Below are 17,334 nucleotides of genomic sequence, written 5' to 3' on the forward strand. Positions count from 1 at the left end.
TTTTACGCTTTATGTCCACCAACAAGCGTGGCACGTTGCTTGGCTGTGCCAGCAGGCGTATAGGACACAGCCCGTAAAATGGCATCAGAACCATATTTATGACGGATCGAGTCCATCACATACCCTAAAGTGCGTTGTTTTGTACGATTTGGTCGAAATAAATCAAGCTGCATTTCACAGTCATCTTCAATATTCGAGAGGGCGATTGAAATTTTCCGTACGGTTTTATTCTCATAAAATTTTTCAAAAAGCTGAAGACATGTTTCATAAATATCCATTGTAATATTTGTTGGTTCCTCAATTGTTTTAGAGCGATAAAACCCGCCACCAAATTCATCACTGCTATACCCAATTCCAAGGCTAATTGTACGACCAACCTTTTGATGCTGACGGGCTCTTCGGGCCACTTCCTCACTTATCTCTAATATCACATGCTTGACTTCTTCCGGGTCAGGGTAATCGCGAAGCAGCATTTGGCTTTTCCCAAAACTAATTTGCCCTTGCATAATCGGCGCCCCAACTTCTGATAAATCAACACCCCATGCATGATAATAGAGCTGATTCCCCATTACCCCAAATTTCTTTTCCAAAAGCTCAAGAGGATAGTTAGCAAGCTGTCCAATATTAAAAATCCCCATTCGATTTAAGGTTTTTTGCACTCTTGACCCAATTCCCCACATGTCACTTAGCGGTTCGATTTTCCATAGTTTTTCCTTTACATCGTCATATGTCCATTCAGCAACACCTGTCTTTTTCGCTTCAGTATCTAAGCATACTTTTGCTAAAAGCATATTTGGTCCAATTCCAATGGCACTTGGGAGGGAAAATTCCCGTTCCATGTCATCACGAATTTTATGAGCAATCGTTAAAGCATCTCCCCAAATATGCTCCACCCCATCTACTTTAATAAAGCTTTCATCAACACTATAAGTGTGGATTGCATCTTTTGGTACATAACGATGAAAAAGCCTTGTCAGCTCTGTTGAAATACGGACATATGTCGCCATCTTCGGATTCACAATTGTAATCCGGGGATCCTTTGGTACTTCAAACAGTCTGGAACCTGTTTTAATTCCAAATTCCTTTTTTAGTCGGGGAGAAGCAGCCAAGACGATACTCCCTTGCCGCTCCGTATCACCTACAACAGCCAAATAACAGGTTAATGGGTCCAACCCAAGCAACACGGCGGCACAACTTGCATAAAAGCTTTTCATATCAATACAAAGAATCTTTTGTTTTGGCAGCTGATCGTAGTTTTCAATCATAGCCGTTTCCTCCAAATAGAATATATGTTCGTATAAAGTATATTCTATATATTAAGCGAATATACGTTCGATTTCAATGGTAGTTTTCACCATGAAACATGATCGACAAATACTTAAAAAGATGTATACTACCTTTAAAGAGGTGAAGTATGGAAGAAAAGATACTTTTAAAAATGCTTCGGAAAAGCTTTTTACAATACGGAAGAAATCTTAATGAAGATCCATTATCAAGTGAGGATTCAGCTTATTTACTCAAAAAGATAGCCGCAGATAAAAACGATGATACAGAATGGTATGAGGTTATAGAGGATGCTGTCTATAGCTATGTAACAAATCAAGAATAAAAGAGCCTTGTGAGTCAAGAAGACATCACAAGGCTACTATTCACAAACAAGAATTTGTCTCGTAAAACTTCCCTTTTTCGCAACACAACGATCAACAATGTTAAAGCCTGCTTTTTCTATTAAATAATCAATTGTTTCAATTGTCACAACAACAACTTTACTAGTAAAGTTACGAGCACTTCGGAGCATTTCAAGCTGCTTATCTGGATCTAGAACTGAGCAGAGATTATAAGGCATATCAATAATAGCTACATCATAACAACCGGTCACATCAAGAATGTCCCTTAAGCTAACTTCCCCTTTTAAACCAAAATAAGCAATATTTTCTCGGGCAATCGGACATACAAGTGGATTATTGTCACTCCCAACAATGTTAATCCCCATTGATAACGCTTCTACTAAAACTGTTCCGGATCCGCAACAAGGATCAATTGCTTTAATATTATCTACCTCAGGGACAGCAATATTAACAACAGCTCTGGCGACTCTAGTACTTAAAGCCGTTGAATAATTTTTAGGTTTATTTTGATGTAAAAACCAAATCGATTCACTTTTGATATATTGGCCAAATACCCAGCTATTTTGATACTTCATAATAGCAAACAATAAATCAGGGTTAACTAAATCCACTTTACCAATTATTTGTTGCCCAATTTCACGTTCGATTTTACGTCTTTCATTAAAACTTACTTTTTTATAACTAGCCAAATCAGCATGTTCAATGAAAAGAACTTTAAACGTGTCATCCTCAATACTCAATCCCTCTATTTGCTGAGCAATGTCGGTAAGAGAATCCGATCTAACCATAACATCTACTCTTTCGTTAATAAACGGACTTCGACTTGGATCAATCTTTACAGTTGTTTCTATTACACTAGAATCAGTATCAAACCCAAAAAGAGAGCGCATCTCCAGCTGGCACAATGAAAGCTCATCTTCATGACAAGTAAATGTATAAATAAATTTAGTTTGTTGTTGAGCCAAGCACGTTCCACCTTTACACAAAAATATTATTTTGAATCAGTTGGTGTTCCCCTGATGAATATACATTTGCCAATGACCTCTATTATATATCCAAATTAGGCAATAAAAAAAGACATAATGCCTTTTAACACTATGTCTAAACCTTATTTCTTAAAAAATGCTTTTCCTGCTAGTTTTTCAAAAAGTCTCGGCATCACCTGATAAAGGGTGCTTCCAGCATTCATCCAAGCTGGTAAATTAATTTCCCGTCTTGGAGTCAGCATAGAAGCCACAATGATACGAGCTACCTTATTAGGGTCGAGCATCCAACGTTCAACATTTTTCACATAGTCTCCCTGTTTATCAGCAATTGTGAAAAAATTTGTTTTAATCGGTCCAGGATTTACAGAGGTAACAAAAATCCCATGCTGTTTAACTTCCATTCGTAAACTGTTTGTAAATCCTAAAACGGCATGTTTACTAGCAGAGTACAAACTTGATTTTGGTGTTGCAATTTTCCCAGCCTGTGAAGCAATATTAATAATATGTCCCTTTCTTCTTTTCATCATAGCTGGCAGCACCATCTTTGTGCTGGCAACTAGACCGAAGACATTGACCTCAAACATACTTTTCATTTCATCTAATGAAGAATGAAGCACCTCATTAAAAATACCAAATCCAGCATTATTAACAAGAATGTCAATTGAACCCACATCACGTTCAATCGTTGAAAAAACAGTTTGAATTGATTGAAGGTCTTGAACATCCAATGAATAATAGTGACATGAAACACCATAATTCTGCTTAATACGCTCAGAAAGCTTTGCTAAAACTTCTTCTCTTCTAGCAAGCAAAACAAGATGAGCACCATTTTTCGCACATTCGATCGCAATTTTTTCACCAATTCCACTAGAAGCACCAGTAATGGCGACGTAGCACCCTTGTATACGAGAATTCAATCTTATCACCTCTATTTCTCTACAACATAAAAAAGAGCAGGAATGTTTGTTTCATCAATTTTAATTTGACCTTTGTCCTCAAGATAGTCAAGCTGTCCAACTGTCTCTGACATAGTCAGCATAAGCTGCTTATAGTATATAGTAGGAAAAAGTGCTTTACACACTTCAAATGCGGTTAAAGGCTTTTCCTGTAAGAACCCTTTAACTAGCTCTGCCCTTTCAGCTTGTTTTTTCAAACGATAGGCAATAAGTTCATGAGCATTCTCAATATTTCCCCCATGCCCTGGATAAACAACAGATAGCGACAATTCAAGCAATTTAGAAATTGAGTTGTTTAACTGCAGCTGAGGCCTTGGTCTGTTGATAACCCCTTCAATCATTGGTGGTTCTAGTAAAGGGTTTGGGGAGATGTCCTTTAATAATAAATCTCCCCCAACTAGTATACCTGTCTTTTCTTCATATAAAACGATGTGACTTTGAGCATGACCCGGCGTTTCCATAACAATCCATCCAGATAGTCCAGCAATCTCCATTCCTTCTATTAGATTATGATGTAACTCCCGATTACACGAATATTCTAAAGTATCATTCAATTTTTGTATAGAAGGTAAGAAATTTTTATCAAGTCCAAAGGTGAGAAAAAGTTGTTCAAAATACCGAGCTTGAGTTTGCAGGAATCTTTCATCTTTTTTTAACCACGGCTTGTTAAAAGGGTGTCCAAACACAGGAATGTTCTTATCCAAATAATCAAGCATACCAACATGATCAGGATGATGATGTGTTATGATGATTTGTTCAATATCATCTGGAGTGTAACCATATTCTTTTAATTGATGTTGAAAGGAAAGCCACGCTTCTTCTGTTTTAGGCCCAGCATCAACTAGTGTTAAACGCTCTCCCTTAATTAAATAAACATTTACATCCCCTACCGGAAACGGTGTGGGTAAAATAATTTTCAAAATTTGCTTTGCCTGTGTTATCTGGTTCATTCAATCATCCCCATTATTATTTTTATATAAGTTTACTTAATCCAAAAACAGGAAATAATTATAATCAAATTATGTATCTGTATTAGGTTTTCTTTATTCTAAACAAATTATCTATTTCTATTGTACCTTGCAAACACCACCTTGTCATTATATTCAAATAATTCAAATATTTAATGATATAAAGAAAACTTGACAACAGCTTGTCTAACGCTGCATAATGAATAAAAATTTATATCTTTGTATAGTTGTAGTGTCTTTAATATACATAGCGTTGATTAGGAATAGTAGATAAAAAGGCGTAAAAGAGAGTGGAGTCCATGGCTGAAAGGCTTCATTGCCAACCTTTTATTGAACCTGCCCTATGAGCTGTTAGGTAAACCTAACCGTATGTCTGCGATAAAGATTATAAGCTGGGAATGCATAGACATTCCAAAAAAGGTGGTACCGCGGAGTCATTCCGTCCTTATTATAGGGCAGAATGGCTTTTTTATTTATTGAATGCTAGGGCTCGGTTAAACTGGCGGTCATTTCTTCTCACTAGCAGGAATGGAACTTATTAAGATCACACAATAAAAAGGGAGAGAAATCATGGAGAAAATTGGATTTATTGGAGCTGGCTCAATGGCTGAGGCCATGGTTGCAGGACTTATAAAAGGCAATGTATTTCAAGCGGAGCAAATCATTGTGTCCAATCGCTCAAATTCAGATCGACTAGATGAATTATCGGTAAAGTACGGTGTAAAAACAACACATGATAAAAAACAATTAGTAAAAGATGCTTCCATAATCGTACTAGCAATGAAACCTAAAGATGTAAAAGCAGGGTTTGACGGTGTACAAAGTTTAATAAAAGATCATCTAATTGTTTCTGTCTTAGCAGGGATTTCCATTCAAACAATTACAGCTATTCTTGGAAAGAAAGCTTCTATCGTTAGAGCGATGCCAAATACATCCGCAGCTATTGGCAAATCCGCGACCGCTATTGCAGGAAGTGATTCTGTTACAATGAAGCAAATGAGAAGATGTGTGTCTCTTTTTGAAGCAATCGGGATTTGTAAAATTGTTGAAGAGAATCAGTTAGATGCTGTTACTGGGTTGTCTGGAAGTGGTCCTGCCTATATTTATTATTTAGTAGAATCAATGGAAAAGGCTGCTGTTGAAGTAGGTTTAGATCCTTTTGTTGCCAGGGATTTAATTGTTCAAACCTTATTAGGGGCATCTGAAATGATTGCTGTTTCAGAAAAACACCCATCACAGCTAAGGAAGGAAGTAACAAGTCCAAATGGCACGACAGAAGCAGGCATTTCCATTCTTAAGGAAAAACAGGTAGAGGAAGCGTTCATATCATGTATCAAACGGGCAACAGAACGTTCAGAGGAATTAAAAGCAATGTTCTCTGAAGAATTGGTCACTAATAAAAAATAAAACGAACAGGGATTTCATGTAATGTGAAATCCCTGTTTTTGATTATAAAGACAAAACCTTGACTAGAAATCTAATCTCCCTTCACCTCATCAATTTGAGTGAATTATAAATTTTTGCACAAAATAATGAAAACTAAATTTAAGAGGTGATACAGATGTCTAATTTCCTTGAAGGCACCATTGAATTTATCAAAACAAATCTAAATAATACAACTCAACGACCACTACATATCGGTGAAGCAATGACTTTGTGGACTTTCTCCATTTTACTTGATGAAGCAAATGCTTTTTGCTACATAGGAGAAAATACATCAGATGATCAAGATATACAGAAGATGTTAAAAGACAGTATTAAAAACTGTGCTGAACAATCAAACGAAGTTAAAAAGCTTATGATGAAGGAAGGCGTCCCTATCCCAAACGCAACTCCCCCAAAACCAAACTCTGACGCATTGGACGTTCCTTATGGAACAAAGATGACTGATGAAGAAATAGCAAATGGTTTAATTGCAAAAGAGCTTGCAGCAATTAATTTATGTAACGGGGCATTAACACAGGCTATCCGCAATGATGTGGGAGCTATGTTTTTAAAATTTTATAATGAAAAAGTGAATTCTTTATTTATTGTTAAAACAATAATGCTTGAAAGAGGTTGGTTAAAAGTTCCCCCATCTTTTGCAGTAGCCGGACACCCTAATTCGTCTGAAGGAAAAAAGTAATTATCCTATCATAAAAAACCTTTATCTCTTAGAAAAGCTCTATAAGGGTAAAGGTTTTTCATAATCATTCACGCATTTTTTACAAATACAGGAATCTTCAAAAGAAGTAGTAGCCAATAATTTTTGTGGAAATGATGCAGTCATGCACCAACATGTTTTTGGTTGCTGCCCTTTAGAAATTGCACATTGATTATCATTTTGACATAAGGGACACTTCTTCATATTACACCTTCCATAACGGTAACTTTCATACATGTTTCATTTTAACACTAAATCCACTTCTAGAATAATTTACTTTGCATCAAAAGTAAGTTGAAATTAATACTAATTAATGGAGGTGAGGAAGTGTTTAACCGTAATGTTATGAATTTATTACTTAAAAGTACAATACTGTCAACTTTATTTAGTTTTATTGTCATTACACTCACTGTTTATCATCATTTTCAAATAAAGAATTTACTACAGAAGCTTGAGAATAGATCAGCATAGTATTTGCTAACCAGCCACTAACAAGTTAAGTGGCTTTTTTACCTTTAAACTACATACAATGAACAGGCAGAAAACATGCCTATTTTCATTTAGATTGTTATAATCTTCCCGTAAACATAATCTACATAATGGAGGAGAAACAATGAAAACGAAGCTTTTTCAACCTTATCAAATAAAAGATGTTACGATAAAGAACCGTATTGTTATGTCACCTATGTGTATGTATTCTTCAACGGGTCAACAAGGATTTGTAGAAGACTTTCATATGACCCATTATATTAGTCGTGCAGTAGGTCAAGTAGGGTTAATTATGGTTGAAGCAACGGCTGTTACTCCACAAGGACGAATATCTTCTCAAGACCTAGGAATATGGAGTGATGATCATCTTCCTCAACTAAAGAAACTAGTATCAGGTATAAAAAATTACGGCTCTACAACTGCGATACAGCTTGCACATGCCGGTCGTAAAGCAACGGTTGATGGCGAGATATATGCTCCATCAGCTATTCCATTTGATGATCATTCTAAAACACCAACAGCTATGACAAAAGAAGATATTACATCTACCGTTCAAGCCTTTCAAGATGGAGCGAAACGTGCAAAAGAAGCTGGTTTTGACATTATCGAGATTCATGGGGCACATGGATATTTAATCAACGAGTTTCTATCACCTTTATCAAATAAACGTGAAGATGAATATGGTGGAACACCAGAAAATCGCTATCGTTTATTAAGTGAAGTGATTGAGTCTGTAAAAGAAGTTTGGGATGGTCCACTATTCGTCCGTATTTCTGCTACTGATTATCACGAGGAAGGATTAGATGTTTCAGATTACGTTGAATTTGCTAAGAAAATGAAGGAACAAGGTGTTGACTTAATCGATGTAAGCTCAGGAGCAGTTGTCACAGCCAAAATCAACGTGTTTCCAGGCTACCAAGTCCGTTTTGCTGAAAAAATTAAAGAAGAGGCAAAGATAGCAACTGGCGCTGTCGGGCTTATCACGACCGGATTGCAAGCGGAAGAAATTTTACAAAACAATCGAGCTGATCTTATCTTTATCGCGAGAGAGTTGCTAAGAGACCCTTATTTCCCAAGAACAGCAGCAGCTCAGCTTAAAGAAACAATTGATTCTCCAAAACAGTATGACCGGGGCTGGTAAGACAAAAAGGAGAGATGGTTTAAAATCCATCTCTCCTTTTTTTGGTATCAATTATTCTTTGGTATTTCAATTTGCATAAAATCTGTTGCTATTAACGATAAAGGAAAGGTATCTTTAGCCTCCTGAAGTAGTAAATCATGCTGCTCTGTCGTTTGGTAACGAGAGCTGATGTGCGTAAGTATCAGCTTTTTTGCATTAGATTTTTTTGCGATTTTAGCTGCATCAATAGTCGTTGAATGAAAATAATTATATGCAAGCTGCTGATCTTCCTTAGAAAACGTTGCTTCATGAATAAGCACATCGGATTCTTCCGCTAGTTTAATACTTTTTTCAGTGTAGCGCGTGTCACCTAAAATTGTCACAACTCTTCCCTTTTGTTTTGGTCCAACAAATTCGTCTCCATTAATAACTGAGCCATTTGGTAACCGAATGGCTCCCCCATTTTTAATTTTTTGGTAAATCGGTCCCGGGGGTAATCCAAGCTTTTTGAGCTTATCAACATGTAAAGGACCGGGTAAATCTTTTTCAATCACTCGATAACCGTATGAATCAATTCCATGATCTAATTTTTCAGTAATAACTTGAAATAATTCATCCTCAAAGATAATTCCATCTTCAATTTCTACAAATTTTATTTCATAAGTTAAATGTGTATGGCTAACAGAAAGTGAGAGTTTCACAAACTCCTCAATTCCTTTAGGTCCATATATTGTTAAAGGTGTTTCCCCACCTTGAAATGACCTTGAACTGATTAACCCTGGTAAGCCGTAAATATGATCGCCATGCATATGTGTAATAAAGATTTTTTCAATCTTTCTAGGCTTAATAGAAGTATGTAAAATTTGATGCTGCGTCGCTTCACCACAATCAAATAACCATACTGCATTTCTCTCCTCTAATAGCTGGAGGGCTATACTCGTAACATTACGAGCTTTAGCAGGAATTCCGGCTCCTGTACCGAGAAACATAATATTCAATAATGCCTCCTCCTTTACTTTATCAAGCATACATGAAAGAGAATGATTTATGAAACAATTTAAGTCTTTGACTATAATTTTTGTTAGATAAATTGGTACAATTTCGCATTGAATTTTTTCCCTTTATCGGTGTTTTTCACAACTTCATGAATAAAAATTCAATCAACCTCTTGACCAATCCATCAATTATTGTCTAAAATAGACTGAATTATACAAAGATTTCTACAAAATAGATGCATATCAGACGATAATTTTCTGCTAATCGTTTATAATAGTTTATGATGAAAGTCTTTTTAAAGCTATTATGTTTGATTTACTGTAAGATAACCTTTAAAATTAAGTATTCGTATAGGAGTATTTTACAATCAGTGTTCAAAAAATTCGATCTAGTCTTCTTTTTTTGAATGTATATGCTGATGAAATAAATAAATGTATTTAACAAAGTGAGGTACGAACGTGATTACACAAGAACATCCAAAATCAATTATTGTTATTTTCGGAGCAACAGGTGATTTAGCAAAACGAAAATTGTTCCCATCTATTTACCGCCTTGTTCAAAATGAAAAAATCGGTAAAAACTTTGCTGTTGTTGGGGTTGCAAGAAGACCTTGGACAACTGATGAATTTCGTAGTAATGTTTCAGATTCTATTCAAACTTCAATGAAAGAATCCAAAGACCTAGAAGAATTCACATCTCATTTTTATTATCACCCATTTGATGTAACGAATCCTTCATCCTATTTAGAATTGAATGGATTGCTAAACGAGCTTGATGGAAATTATCAAACAGAAGGCAATCGCATTTTCTATTTAGCAATGGCACCGGAGTTCTTTGGAACTATTGCTCAAAACCTAAAAAAGGAAGGGTTAACAGATACGAATGGCTGGAGCAGATTAGTAATTGAAAAGCCATTTGGACACGATCTTCCTTCTGCACGAAAACTGAACCAAGAAATTCGTGAAGCCTTTAATGAAAATCAGATTTATCGTATTGACCATTATTTAGGGAAAGAAATGGTTCAAAACATTGAAGTAATACGCTTTGCTAACGCCCTATTTGAGCCTTTATGGAATAATCGTTACATATCTAATATCCAAGTAACATCTAGTGAGATTTTAGGTGTGGAAGATCGAGGGCGTTATTATGAGAATTCAGGTGCACTCCGTGATATGGTTCAAAACCACATGCTGCAAATGGTTGCTTTATTAGCGATGGAGCCGCCTATTAAACTGACTACTGATGAAATCAGAAGTGAGAAAGTAAAAGTTCTAAGAGCACTAAGAGCTGTAGCCGAAGATGAAGTTAGTCAATATTTTGTTAGAGGTCAATATGGCGCAGGTCAGCTTGAAGATAAACAGCTAGTTGCTTATCGCGATGAAAATAATGTAGATGATGATTCCCAAACAGAAACGTATGTTGCAGGAAAATTATTAATTGATAACTTTAGATGGGCCGGTGTTCCTTTCTACATTAGAACCGGAAAACGTATGGCTGCAAAATCCACAAAAATCGTTGTCCAATTTAAAGATATTCCAATGAACTTATATTACAAAAAAGGTGAAACTGTTCCACCTAACCTGTTAATCATTCACATTCAACCAGAAGAAGGAATTACCCTTCAGTTAAATGCGAAAAAGGATGAAGATGAATCTGGCATCTCAAAACCAGTTAAGCTTGATTTATCAAATAATTTCCTTGATGGAATTAATACACCAGAAGCATATGAAAAATTAATTTACGACTGCATGCGTGGAGACGCCACTAACTTCACTCATTGGGACGAAGTAGCTTTATCATGGAGCTTTGTAGATCCAATTTCAGAAGCATGGACAAAAGGTAAGGCAGCTCTTGCAAGCTATCCTTCTGGATCGATGGGACCTAAAGAAGCAGATGATCTTTTGGAAGAAGATGGAAATCAATGGTGGCCTGTTAACTAAAACAGGATGAGATGATCTGGAATCGATCCCCAATTTTAATTATCTTAGCTATAGTAAAAGCCGATTAAGATAAATCTAATCGGCTTTTCTATTTACAAAACAAATTAGAAATGTAATTTATGTTACTTTCATACAACCTATGATTACAAAAATGTGCGAATGAGCTCGTCTATTTGCCTCATACGAATTAAGACTAGTTTGAATAAAATAGATTGTGTAAGAAGCAAACCTTAAATCTCCTTAATTTGAGCTGCTACTATAAGTAGCAGCTCCTTTTATAGTTAGATTCATTTTTTGGCAAATTTTGATGAGGTCGAAAATAACGATTTGATGTTTTCAGTAAACAGAATCTCCAACTGCTGTTCAGTAATTCCTAATGATCTTAGCTGTGGAACAATATTCTCAAAGATATGTGTAGGGTGCCAATTTGCGATTGAAGGTATAAACGTATCCGGAACAACCAACTCTCTCCCTAACCAAATGTTAACGGAGTCATGAGCTAAGAAGATTCTGTTTTCGTAGCCTTCCTTTAATAACTCAACAAGCACATCCAATCTTTCTTGATCTGTAGGACATCCCGCTAGCCCTTGAAGTCCAATTCGGTCAAAACCAATTCGCACACCCTTTTCTAGAGTTCGCCTATGATACTCCATGTCTGTATTTCCACACATATGTCCTATAACTACACAATCTGGATCAACACCGAGCTCTATTAAAAGATCAGCTTGTTCAGGACCCATAGTCCCTTCCTGAGTATGAGTTAAAATAATTGTTCCTGTTTCTTGATGTGCTCTAGCTGCTGCCCTAAAAAACATTTTTTCGTATTCTGTTATCATATTTTTACTTGATGCAAGTTTAATAAACCCAGGCTTAATTCCAGTATCCTCTACTCCATTTCGAAGCTCTGTTATAAACATTTCATATATTTCCTCTTCTGCAGGACCTAACGCTGCACGAGCTTTAAAATATGGAGTCGCACCTTCTCCTTCATAATAAAAACCTGTTCCACATACAATTTGAAGCCCTGTTTGAATGGATATATCTCTTAGTAAGCGAACATTTCTACCACACTCATTCGGTGTTGGATCAAGAACCGTTTTCACACCATGTTTCATGATCTTTTCTGCTACTTGTATACCAATTGTTAAAGCATGATTATAATCAAATCTACCTAACGTACTATCACCACTATAACCAGGATATCCAAAAACAAAATGCTCATGACTTAATGTTTTCCCTAGAAGCTCTAAGGCTATAGGGCCTGTTACCGTCTCAACGGTTTTTGTCATTTTTCTCCCTCCACCACTAGTTTCTTTCTCTCTTCTTCCTGCAGTTTTCTCCACAGTAACTTTCCACTACTGGTTGTAGGTAGTTTGTCTCTAAATTCTATAATTCTAGGATACTTGTAAGCTGCTAATTGTGTTTTAGACCAATCTATGATTTCTTGTTCAGAAACTTTGCCCTTATCCACATCGTTTAAAACAATAAATGCTTTAACTTGCTCACCCTTTCTTTCATCGGGAACACCAACAACACAAGCTTGTTGGACAGCAGGGTGTCTATAAAGTTTTGATTCTACTTCAGTTGGCCATACTTTAAAACCTGATGCATTAATCATTCTCTTAATACGATCTACGATAAAATAATAGCCCTCATCGTCATATTTTGCGATATCTCCCGTCCTAAAGAACGTCTTACCTTCAATGGATATAAACGCATTATCATTCTCATCTGGTCGATTATAATACCCTTTAAACACCTGAGGCCCCCGGACAACAATCTCTCCTTCTTGGTTTGGCCCTAATTCTTGTAAAGTGAGTGGATCAATGATTTTAGATTGAGTATTTGGAGATGGAATCCCGAGACATTGTAACTTTGGGCGATCTGGTGGGTTAAAATGAGTGTGTGCAATTGTCTCAGAAAGACCATAACCTTCTGCATATCTAATACCAGCGAGATTATATAACTTCTCTCCAACTGCCTCAGGTAAAGGTGCACCGCCTCCACCGATTACCTCCAATGTTTTAAGAGAATCTTTAATAAGATTTGGGTTTGCCAAAAAGTCTATTAACATAGTACTTATATTCGTCCAATGTGTAACGCCGTTTCGCTCGATTAATACCCTCGCAAGGTCTCTGTCCCATCTTGTCATAATGACGATTTCACAACCACCTGACAACGGACCATGACAACTATGAAGCATACCGGTTACATGAAATAACGGTAGTGTTAATAAATGAACAGATTCACATGTTACGCTTTGCCATACACCTACCGTAATAATATTGGCTTGCACCGTTTTATGAGTATGCATGCATCCTTTTGGAGTACCAGTTGTTCCAGACGTATAAGGCATGACAACTAAGTCTTCAGCACTTACATCAACTTCTTTAGGTGAGTATCTAGCAGCAAGTGCCTCGTGCCATGGAGTATATTCTGTTGGTAGTTCCTGACGAAGAGCACAAACCTCTTGTGGAAGATTCAAATCAGTTTCTGGATCGATGTAATCAGAGTATGTCCCTACAACAACATGCTCGATTGTGCTTTTGCCAATTAATGCTTGGACATTTTCAAAAAGCTCTTGTGAAACAATAGCTGTTTTTATTTCACAATCTTTTACATAAAAGGCTAATTCTTCACTTGTATTCATGGGGTTTATTGGAATTACGACTGCTCCTGCTCGAGCAACTGCATAAAATGAAATGATCCATTGAGGAGAGTTTTGCATATAAAGGAGAATACGATCTCCTTTTTTCACATCGTTTGCTTGAAGATATCCAGCTAAACTAAGAACCTCTGAATATAGTTCTCGATACGAAATTCTTTTTCCATAATAATTAAGAGCAGTTTTATTAGGATAACGTCTTGAAGATATTTCTAAGTTTTCTACGAGGGTTGTTTCTGGGAGTGTTAATACTTTCGGTACGCGTTTCGGATAAAATTCAAAATATTTTTCCACTTATACCATCAACTCCTATGTAAGTTTTAAATAAACGAAATTATCTTCTAAAAAGATAACTCGCTACCTGAATATACCATGGCAATTATACCATGTAAAGGCTTACATTGTTAATTTTATAGGATTTATAATAAGTAAAAAAGACAGAGCGGACTCTGTCTTTTTGTTTACACGATTATTTTTCCATCCACTCAGTATGGAAGATACCTTCTTTATCAACACGTTGATAAGTGTGAGCACCAAAGTAGTCACGTTGTGCTTGTAGAAGATTCGCTGGAAGTGTTTCCGTACGATAGCTATCATAATAAGCAAGCGCAGATGAGAAGCATGGTACCGGCACTCCGTTTTCGATTGCTACTGTTAAGATTTGACGAAGTGCACCTTGGTACCCTTCAACGATTTCTTTGAAATAGTCATCAAGTAATAGGTTTGCTAATTGTGGCTCTTTATCATATGCATCTTTAATTTTTTGTAGGAAAGCTGCACGGATAATACATCCACCACGGAAGATCATCGCAATATCACCATATTTTAAATCCCAGTTATATTCTTCAGAAGCTGCTCTCATTTGAGCAAAGCCTTGAGCATAAGAAACAATCTTACTCATATATAATGCTCTTCGAACCGCTTCAATAAGCTCTTCTTTATTACCCTCATATTTTTTAGCAGCAGGACCTGAAAGAATTTTGCTTGCTTTTTGACGTTCTTCTTTCATAGCCGAAATGAAACGAGCAAATACAGATTCAGTAATGATAGGAAGAGGTACACCTAGGTCAAGAGCACTCTTACTTGTCCATTTACCAGTTCCTTTTTGACCTGCAGTATCAAGAATAACGTCAACTAGAGGTTTTCCGGTTTCGTCATCTTTCTTTGTGAAAATATCTGCTGTAATTTCAATAAGGTAACTATCAAGCTCACCTTTGTTCCACTCAGCAAATACTTCATGAAGCTCGTCTGCTGTTAAACCTAATACATTTTTCAGTAAGAAATATGCTTCAGAAATTAACTGCATATCTCCATACTCAATTCCGTTATGGACCATTTTCACATAGTGTCCAGCTCCATCTGGACCAATATAAGTACAGCAAGGATCACCATTTACTTTTGCAGAAATAGCTTCAAGAATTGGTTGAACTAAATCAAACGCTTCTTTTTGGCCACCAGGCATGATAGAAGGTCCTTTTAATGCGCCTTCTTCTCCACCAGAAACACCTGTACCTATGAAATGGATTCCACTTTCAGCTAGTTCTTTGTTACGACGTTGTGTATCTGTATATAATGTGTTACCACCGTCGATTAAGATATCACCTTTATCAAGATGTGGTAGAAGCTGTTCAATTGTTGCATCTGTTGGTACACCAGCTTTAACCATTAAAAGAATTTTACGTGGAGTTTCTAATGATTGAACAAATTCTTCAATGCTGTATGTACCCACCACGTTTTTCCCTTTTGCTTCTGTTAAAAATTCCTCAGTTTTTTCTGCTGAACGGTTGAAAACAGATACTGAAAATCCACGACTTTCAATATTTAAAGCTAAGTTTTTACCCATTACAGCCAAACCAATAACACCAATTTGTTGTTTCGACATTCTCTTACGTCCCTTCTAATCCTTATAGTATGTAAAACTAAACATTATCCAATTACTATAATAACAAAAAAAGTTTAGTTTTCCGCCAATAAATGCTAAATTGACACATTATTCGAATTATTTCATTTAACTTCAACTTTGAAAATACCACATTTTTCAGTTACATTTCAAGTGACTCACCTTATGTAATCGTTTACTATCTCAAAAAATCTTTATTAAAGCTTATTCCTGGTGTTCCAGGCTCCTCTTGTTTTCCTTTTACACCTCGCTTTATAAGCTGACTTCCATATTTTTGATTGATCTGATCAATAACGGAAAGTATCGGCTCGTCTTTTGCATCATTTTCAAAAGAGAACAAATCCAGCTGCTTTACTGCATCTTCCCTTTCAACTAAATCCTGCCCAGTAATACCAAGTAACCGAATCGGCTCTTCATTCCAGTGAGTGAAAAAGAGATCTTTGGCTTCATGGTAAAGGTCATTCTCTTCCCCAATAGGGTTTTTCATTGTTTTACTTCTAGTAATTGTTTTTAAGTTACCGTAACGAATCGTGACAAAAATTTTGTTGGCCAAAACTTCTTTCCTCTTCATTCGAAGAGATACAGAATGAGCTAACTTTCTTAACACTTCATTGATTTGGGTTTCATTCGTCGTATTCTTAGACAGCGTAGTTGAATTACCAATGCTCTTAAAATCATAAATTGAGTTGGGATTAACTTCCCTTAAATCAACTCCGTTCGCTCGTTGGATAAGACGTTCCCCGTTAATACCAAGTAAGCTTTTTACTTCTCCTATATCAGCATGTGCTAAATCATAAATAGTATGAATTCCTATAGTTCTAAGTTTTTCGGCCGTTTTTTCACCAATACCATGCATTTCATATGCAGCTAGAGGCCATAATCTATTCGGTAAATCTCTTTTTCTTAAAATCGTAATTCCAAGTGGCTTTTTCATATTTGATGCCATTTTAGCTAGAAACTTATTTGGAGCAATTCCAATACTACAAGGTAGCAGCAATTCCTCCAACAGCCTATTTTGAATAGAACTTGCCATCTCGAGTGGCTTTGACCCAGGAAATTCACTTAAATCCATATAACCTTCATCAATTGAAACAGGTTCTACTAATTCTGTATATTCCCTTAATAGTTCAAACATTGCACGAGATGCTGTTCGATATCGATCAAAGTTTGGTTTTCTTACAATTAACTCAGGGCAAAGCTTACGAGCTTGCCAAAGAGGCATAGTAGCTTTTACACCTTTTGAACGCGCTTCGTAGCTGCATGTAACTATAATTCCTTTTCGTTCCTCAACATTCCCTGCAATTGCTAAAGGCTTTCCATTAAGAGAGGGATCAAATGCCATTTCTACTGAAGCATAAAAGCTGTTCATATCAACATGTAAAATAATTCTTCTTTGATTTACAGGTTGCTCCGCCATCTTCACACCACACATATTAAAAAATCATTATCATTAGTTTACCATTCTTATGTATGAGCATGCTCATTTGAAGTTTTCTTTTTCTCTTTTCCTTATATTAAAAAATAAAAAAGCCACCAATTATGA

The 17,334-nt window shown here is 36.2% G+C and carries 16 protein-coding genes and 1 other annotated feature; of the genes, 6 read left to right on the forward strand and 10 right to left on the reverse strand.

From position 1 onward, the window contains the following. Positions 1-2 precede the first annotated feature (2 nt). On the reverse strand, positions 3-1,265 hold the full coding sequence (locus LPC09_RS16640; protein WP_176551063.1) for a Y-family DNA polymerase: 1,263 nt from the start codon (positions 1,263-1,265) through the stop codon (positions 3-5). Positions 1,266-1,414: 149 nt separating this feature from the next. Between LPC09_RS16640 and LPC09_RS16645 the strand changes: the two genes are divergently transcribed. Continuing rightward, positions 1,415-1,609 carry a YqzH family protein gene (locus tag LPC09_RS16645; protein ID WP_098797176.1) on the forward strand — a complete coding sequence of 65 codons (195 nt, stop codon included), beginning with the start codon at positions 1,415-1,417 and terminating at the stop codon, positions 1,607-1,609. Positions 1,610-1,645: 36 nt separating this feature from the next. Here LPC09_RS16645 and LPC09_RS16650 read toward each other — a convergent pair whose 3' ends face one another. The 3 genes from LPC09_RS16650 to LPC09_RS16660 all read right to left on the reverse strand — a co-directional run bounded on the left by LPC09_RS16650 (position 1,646) and on the right by LPC09_RS16660 (position 4,520). Continuing rightward, entirely contained in the window at positions 1,646-2,593 is a 948-nt protein-coding gene (locus tag LPC09_RS16650; RefSeq protein WP_231307848.1) for a TRM11 family SAM-dependent methyltransferase, read from the reverse strand. A gap of 143 nt (positions 2,594-2,736) precedes the next feature. Continuing rightward, entirely contained in the window at positions 2,737-3,531 is a 795-nt protein-coding gene (locus LPC09_RS16655) for an SDR family NAD(P)-dependent oxidoreductase (protein WP_098797175.1), read from the reverse strand. An 11-nt stretch (positions 3,532-3,542) separates the two neighbouring features. Further along, a complete protein-coding gene (locus LPC09_RS16660) occupies positions 3,543-4,520 on the reverse strand; it encodes an MBL fold metallo-hydrolase (RefSeq protein ID WP_231307849.1) in 978 nt (325 codons plus the stop codon). 262 nt (positions 4,521-4,782) lie between these two features. Beyond that, positions 4,783-4,988: a binding site (T-box leader), on the forward strand. Positions 4,989-5,108: 120 nt separating this feature from the next. Between LPC09_RS16660 and proC the strand changes: the two genes are divergently transcribed. Together proC and LPC09_RS16670 are read left to right on the forward strand one after the other, a co-directional pair. Continuing rightward, the gene (gene proC, locus LPC09_RS16665) at positions 5,109-5,945 is read left to right on the forward strand and encodes a pyrroline-5-carboxylate reductase (protein ID WP_231307850.1); all 837 of its coding nucleotides are present in this window, start codon (positions 5,109-5,111) and stop codon (positions 5,943-5,945) included. Positions 5,946-6,099: 154 nt separating this feature from the next. Next, a complete protein-coding gene (locus tag LPC09_RS16670) occupies positions 6,100-6,663 on the forward strand; it encodes a DUF3231 family protein (RefSeq protein WP_098797172.1) in 564 nt (187 codons plus the stop codon). Between the two features lie 39 nt (positions 6,664-6,702). Here LPC09_RS16670 and LPC09_RS16675 read toward each other — a convergent pair whose 3' ends face one another. Next, positions 6,703-6,918 (reverse strand): cysteine-rich CWC family protein, encoded by a 216-nt coding sequence (locus LPC09_RS16675; RefSeq protein ID WP_098797171.1) that lies wholly within the window; start codon positions 6,916-6,918, stop codon positions 6,703-6,705. A 90-nt stretch (positions 6,919-7,008) separates the two neighbouring features. On the opposite strand from LPC09_RS16675, the gene LPC09_RS16680 reads away from it, so the two are divergent. Next, a complete protein-coding gene (locus LPC09_RS16680; RefSeq protein ID WP_176551062.1) occupies positions 7,009-7,152 on the forward strand; it encodes a hypothetical protein in 144 nt (47 codons plus the stop codon). A 142-nt stretch (positions 7,153-7,294) separates the two neighbouring features. Then, positions 7,295-8,311, forward strand: coding sequence for an NADPH dehydrogenase NamA (gene namA, locus LPC09_RS16685; RefSeq protein ID WP_098797170.1), 1,017 nt, complete (start codon positions 7,295-7,297; stop codon positions 8,309-8,311). Between the two features lie 47 nt (positions 8,312-8,358). Here namA and rnz read toward each other — a convergent pair whose 3' ends face one another. After that, positions 8,359-9,288, reverse strand: coding sequence for a ribonuclease Z (gene rnz / locus LPC09_RS16690; protein ID WP_231307852.1), 930 nt, complete (start codon positions 9,286-9,288; stop codon positions 8,359-8,361). 456 nt (positions 9,289-9,744) lie between these two features. Here rnz and zwf point away from each other — a divergent pair, with 456 nt between their 5' ends. Continuing rightward, positions 9,745-11,226, forward strand: coding sequence for a glucose-6-phosphate dehydrogenase (zwf, locus tag LPC09_RS16695; protein WP_442919993.1), 1,482 nt, complete (start codon positions 9,745-9,747; stop codon positions 11,224-11,226). A gap of 287 nt (positions 11,227-11,513) precedes the next feature. Here zwf and LPC09_RS16700 read toward each other — a convergent pair whose 3' ends face one another. The 4 genes from LPC09_RS16700 to LPC09_RS16715 form a co-directional block, all read right to left on the reverse strand. Next, positions 11,514-12,515: a phosphotriesterase family protein gene (locus LPC09_RS16700; protein ID WP_231307853.1), complete on the reverse strand. Its 1,002-nt coding sequence runs from the start codon at positions 12,513-12,515 to the stop codon at positions 11,514-11,516. Continuing rightward, positions 12,512-14,185 (reverse strand): long-chain fatty acid--CoA ligase, encoded by a 1,674-nt coding sequence (locus LPC09_RS16705; protein ID WP_231307854.1) that lies wholly within the window; start codon positions 14,183-14,185, stop codon positions 12,512-12,514. Before LPC09_RS16705 ends, LPC09_RS16700 begins: the two co-directional genes overlap by 4 nt. 175 nt (positions 14,186-14,360) lie before the next feature. After that, a complete protein-coding gene (gene gndA / locus LPC09_RS16710) occupies positions 14,361-15,773 on the reverse strand; it encodes an NADP-dependent phosphogluconate dehydrogenase (protein WP_098797166.1) in 1,413 nt (470 codons plus the stop codon). A gap of 196 nt (positions 15,774-15,969) precedes the next feature. Beyond that, the gene (locus LPC09_RS16715; RefSeq protein ID WP_231307855.1) at positions 15,970-17,208 is read right to left on the reverse strand and encodes a DNA polymerase IV; all 1,239 of its coding nucleotides are present in this window, start codon (positions 17,206-17,208) and stop codon (positions 15,970-15,972) included. Positions 17,209-17,334: the final 126 nt, after the last annotated feature.

It is taken from the genome of Metabacillus sp. B2-18 (assembly GCF_021117275.1).
Lineage (GTDB): Bacteria > Bacillota > Bacilli > Bacillales > Bacillaceae > Metabacillus.

Coding starts and splice junctions, on each gene's coding strand:
- LPC09_RS16640 (WP_176551063.1), bottom strand. CDS start 1,265: ATGATTGAAAACTACGATCAGCTGCCAAAACAAAAGATTCTTTGTATT.
- LPC09_RS16645 (WP_098797176.1), top strand. CDS start 1,415: ATGGAAGAAAAGATACTTTTAAAAATGCTTCGGAAAAGCTTTTTACAA.
- LPC09_RS16660 (WP_231307849.1), bottom strand. CDS start 4,520: ATGAACCAGATAACACAGGCAAAGCAAATTTTGAAAATTATTTTACCC.
- proC (WP_231307850.1), top strand. CDS start 5,109: ATGGAGAAAATTGGATTTATTGGAGCTGGCTCAATGGCTGAGGCCATG.
- LPC09_RS16670 (WP_098797172.1), top strand. CDS start 6,100: ATGTCTAATTTCCTTGAAGGCACCATTGAATTTATCAAAACAAATCTA.
- LPC09_RS16675 (WP_098797171.1), bottom strand. CDS start 6,918: ATGTATGAAAGTTACCGTTATGGAAGGTGTAATATGAAGAAGTGTCCC.
- namA (WP_098797170.1), top strand. CDS start 7,295: ATGAAAACGAAGCTTTTTCAACCTTATCAAATAAAAGATGTTACGATA.
- LPC09_RS16700 (WP_231307853.1), bottom strand. CDS start 12,515: ATGACAAAAACCGTTGAGACGGTAACAGGCCCTATAGCCTTAGAGCTT.
- gndA (WP_098797166.1), bottom strand. CDS start 15,773: ATGTCGAAACAACAAATTGGTGTTATTGGTTTGGCTGTAATGGGTAAA.
- LPC09_RS16715 (WP_231307855.1), bottom strand. CDS start 17,208: ATGGCGGAGCAACCTGTAAATCAAAGAAGAATTATTTTACATGTTGAT.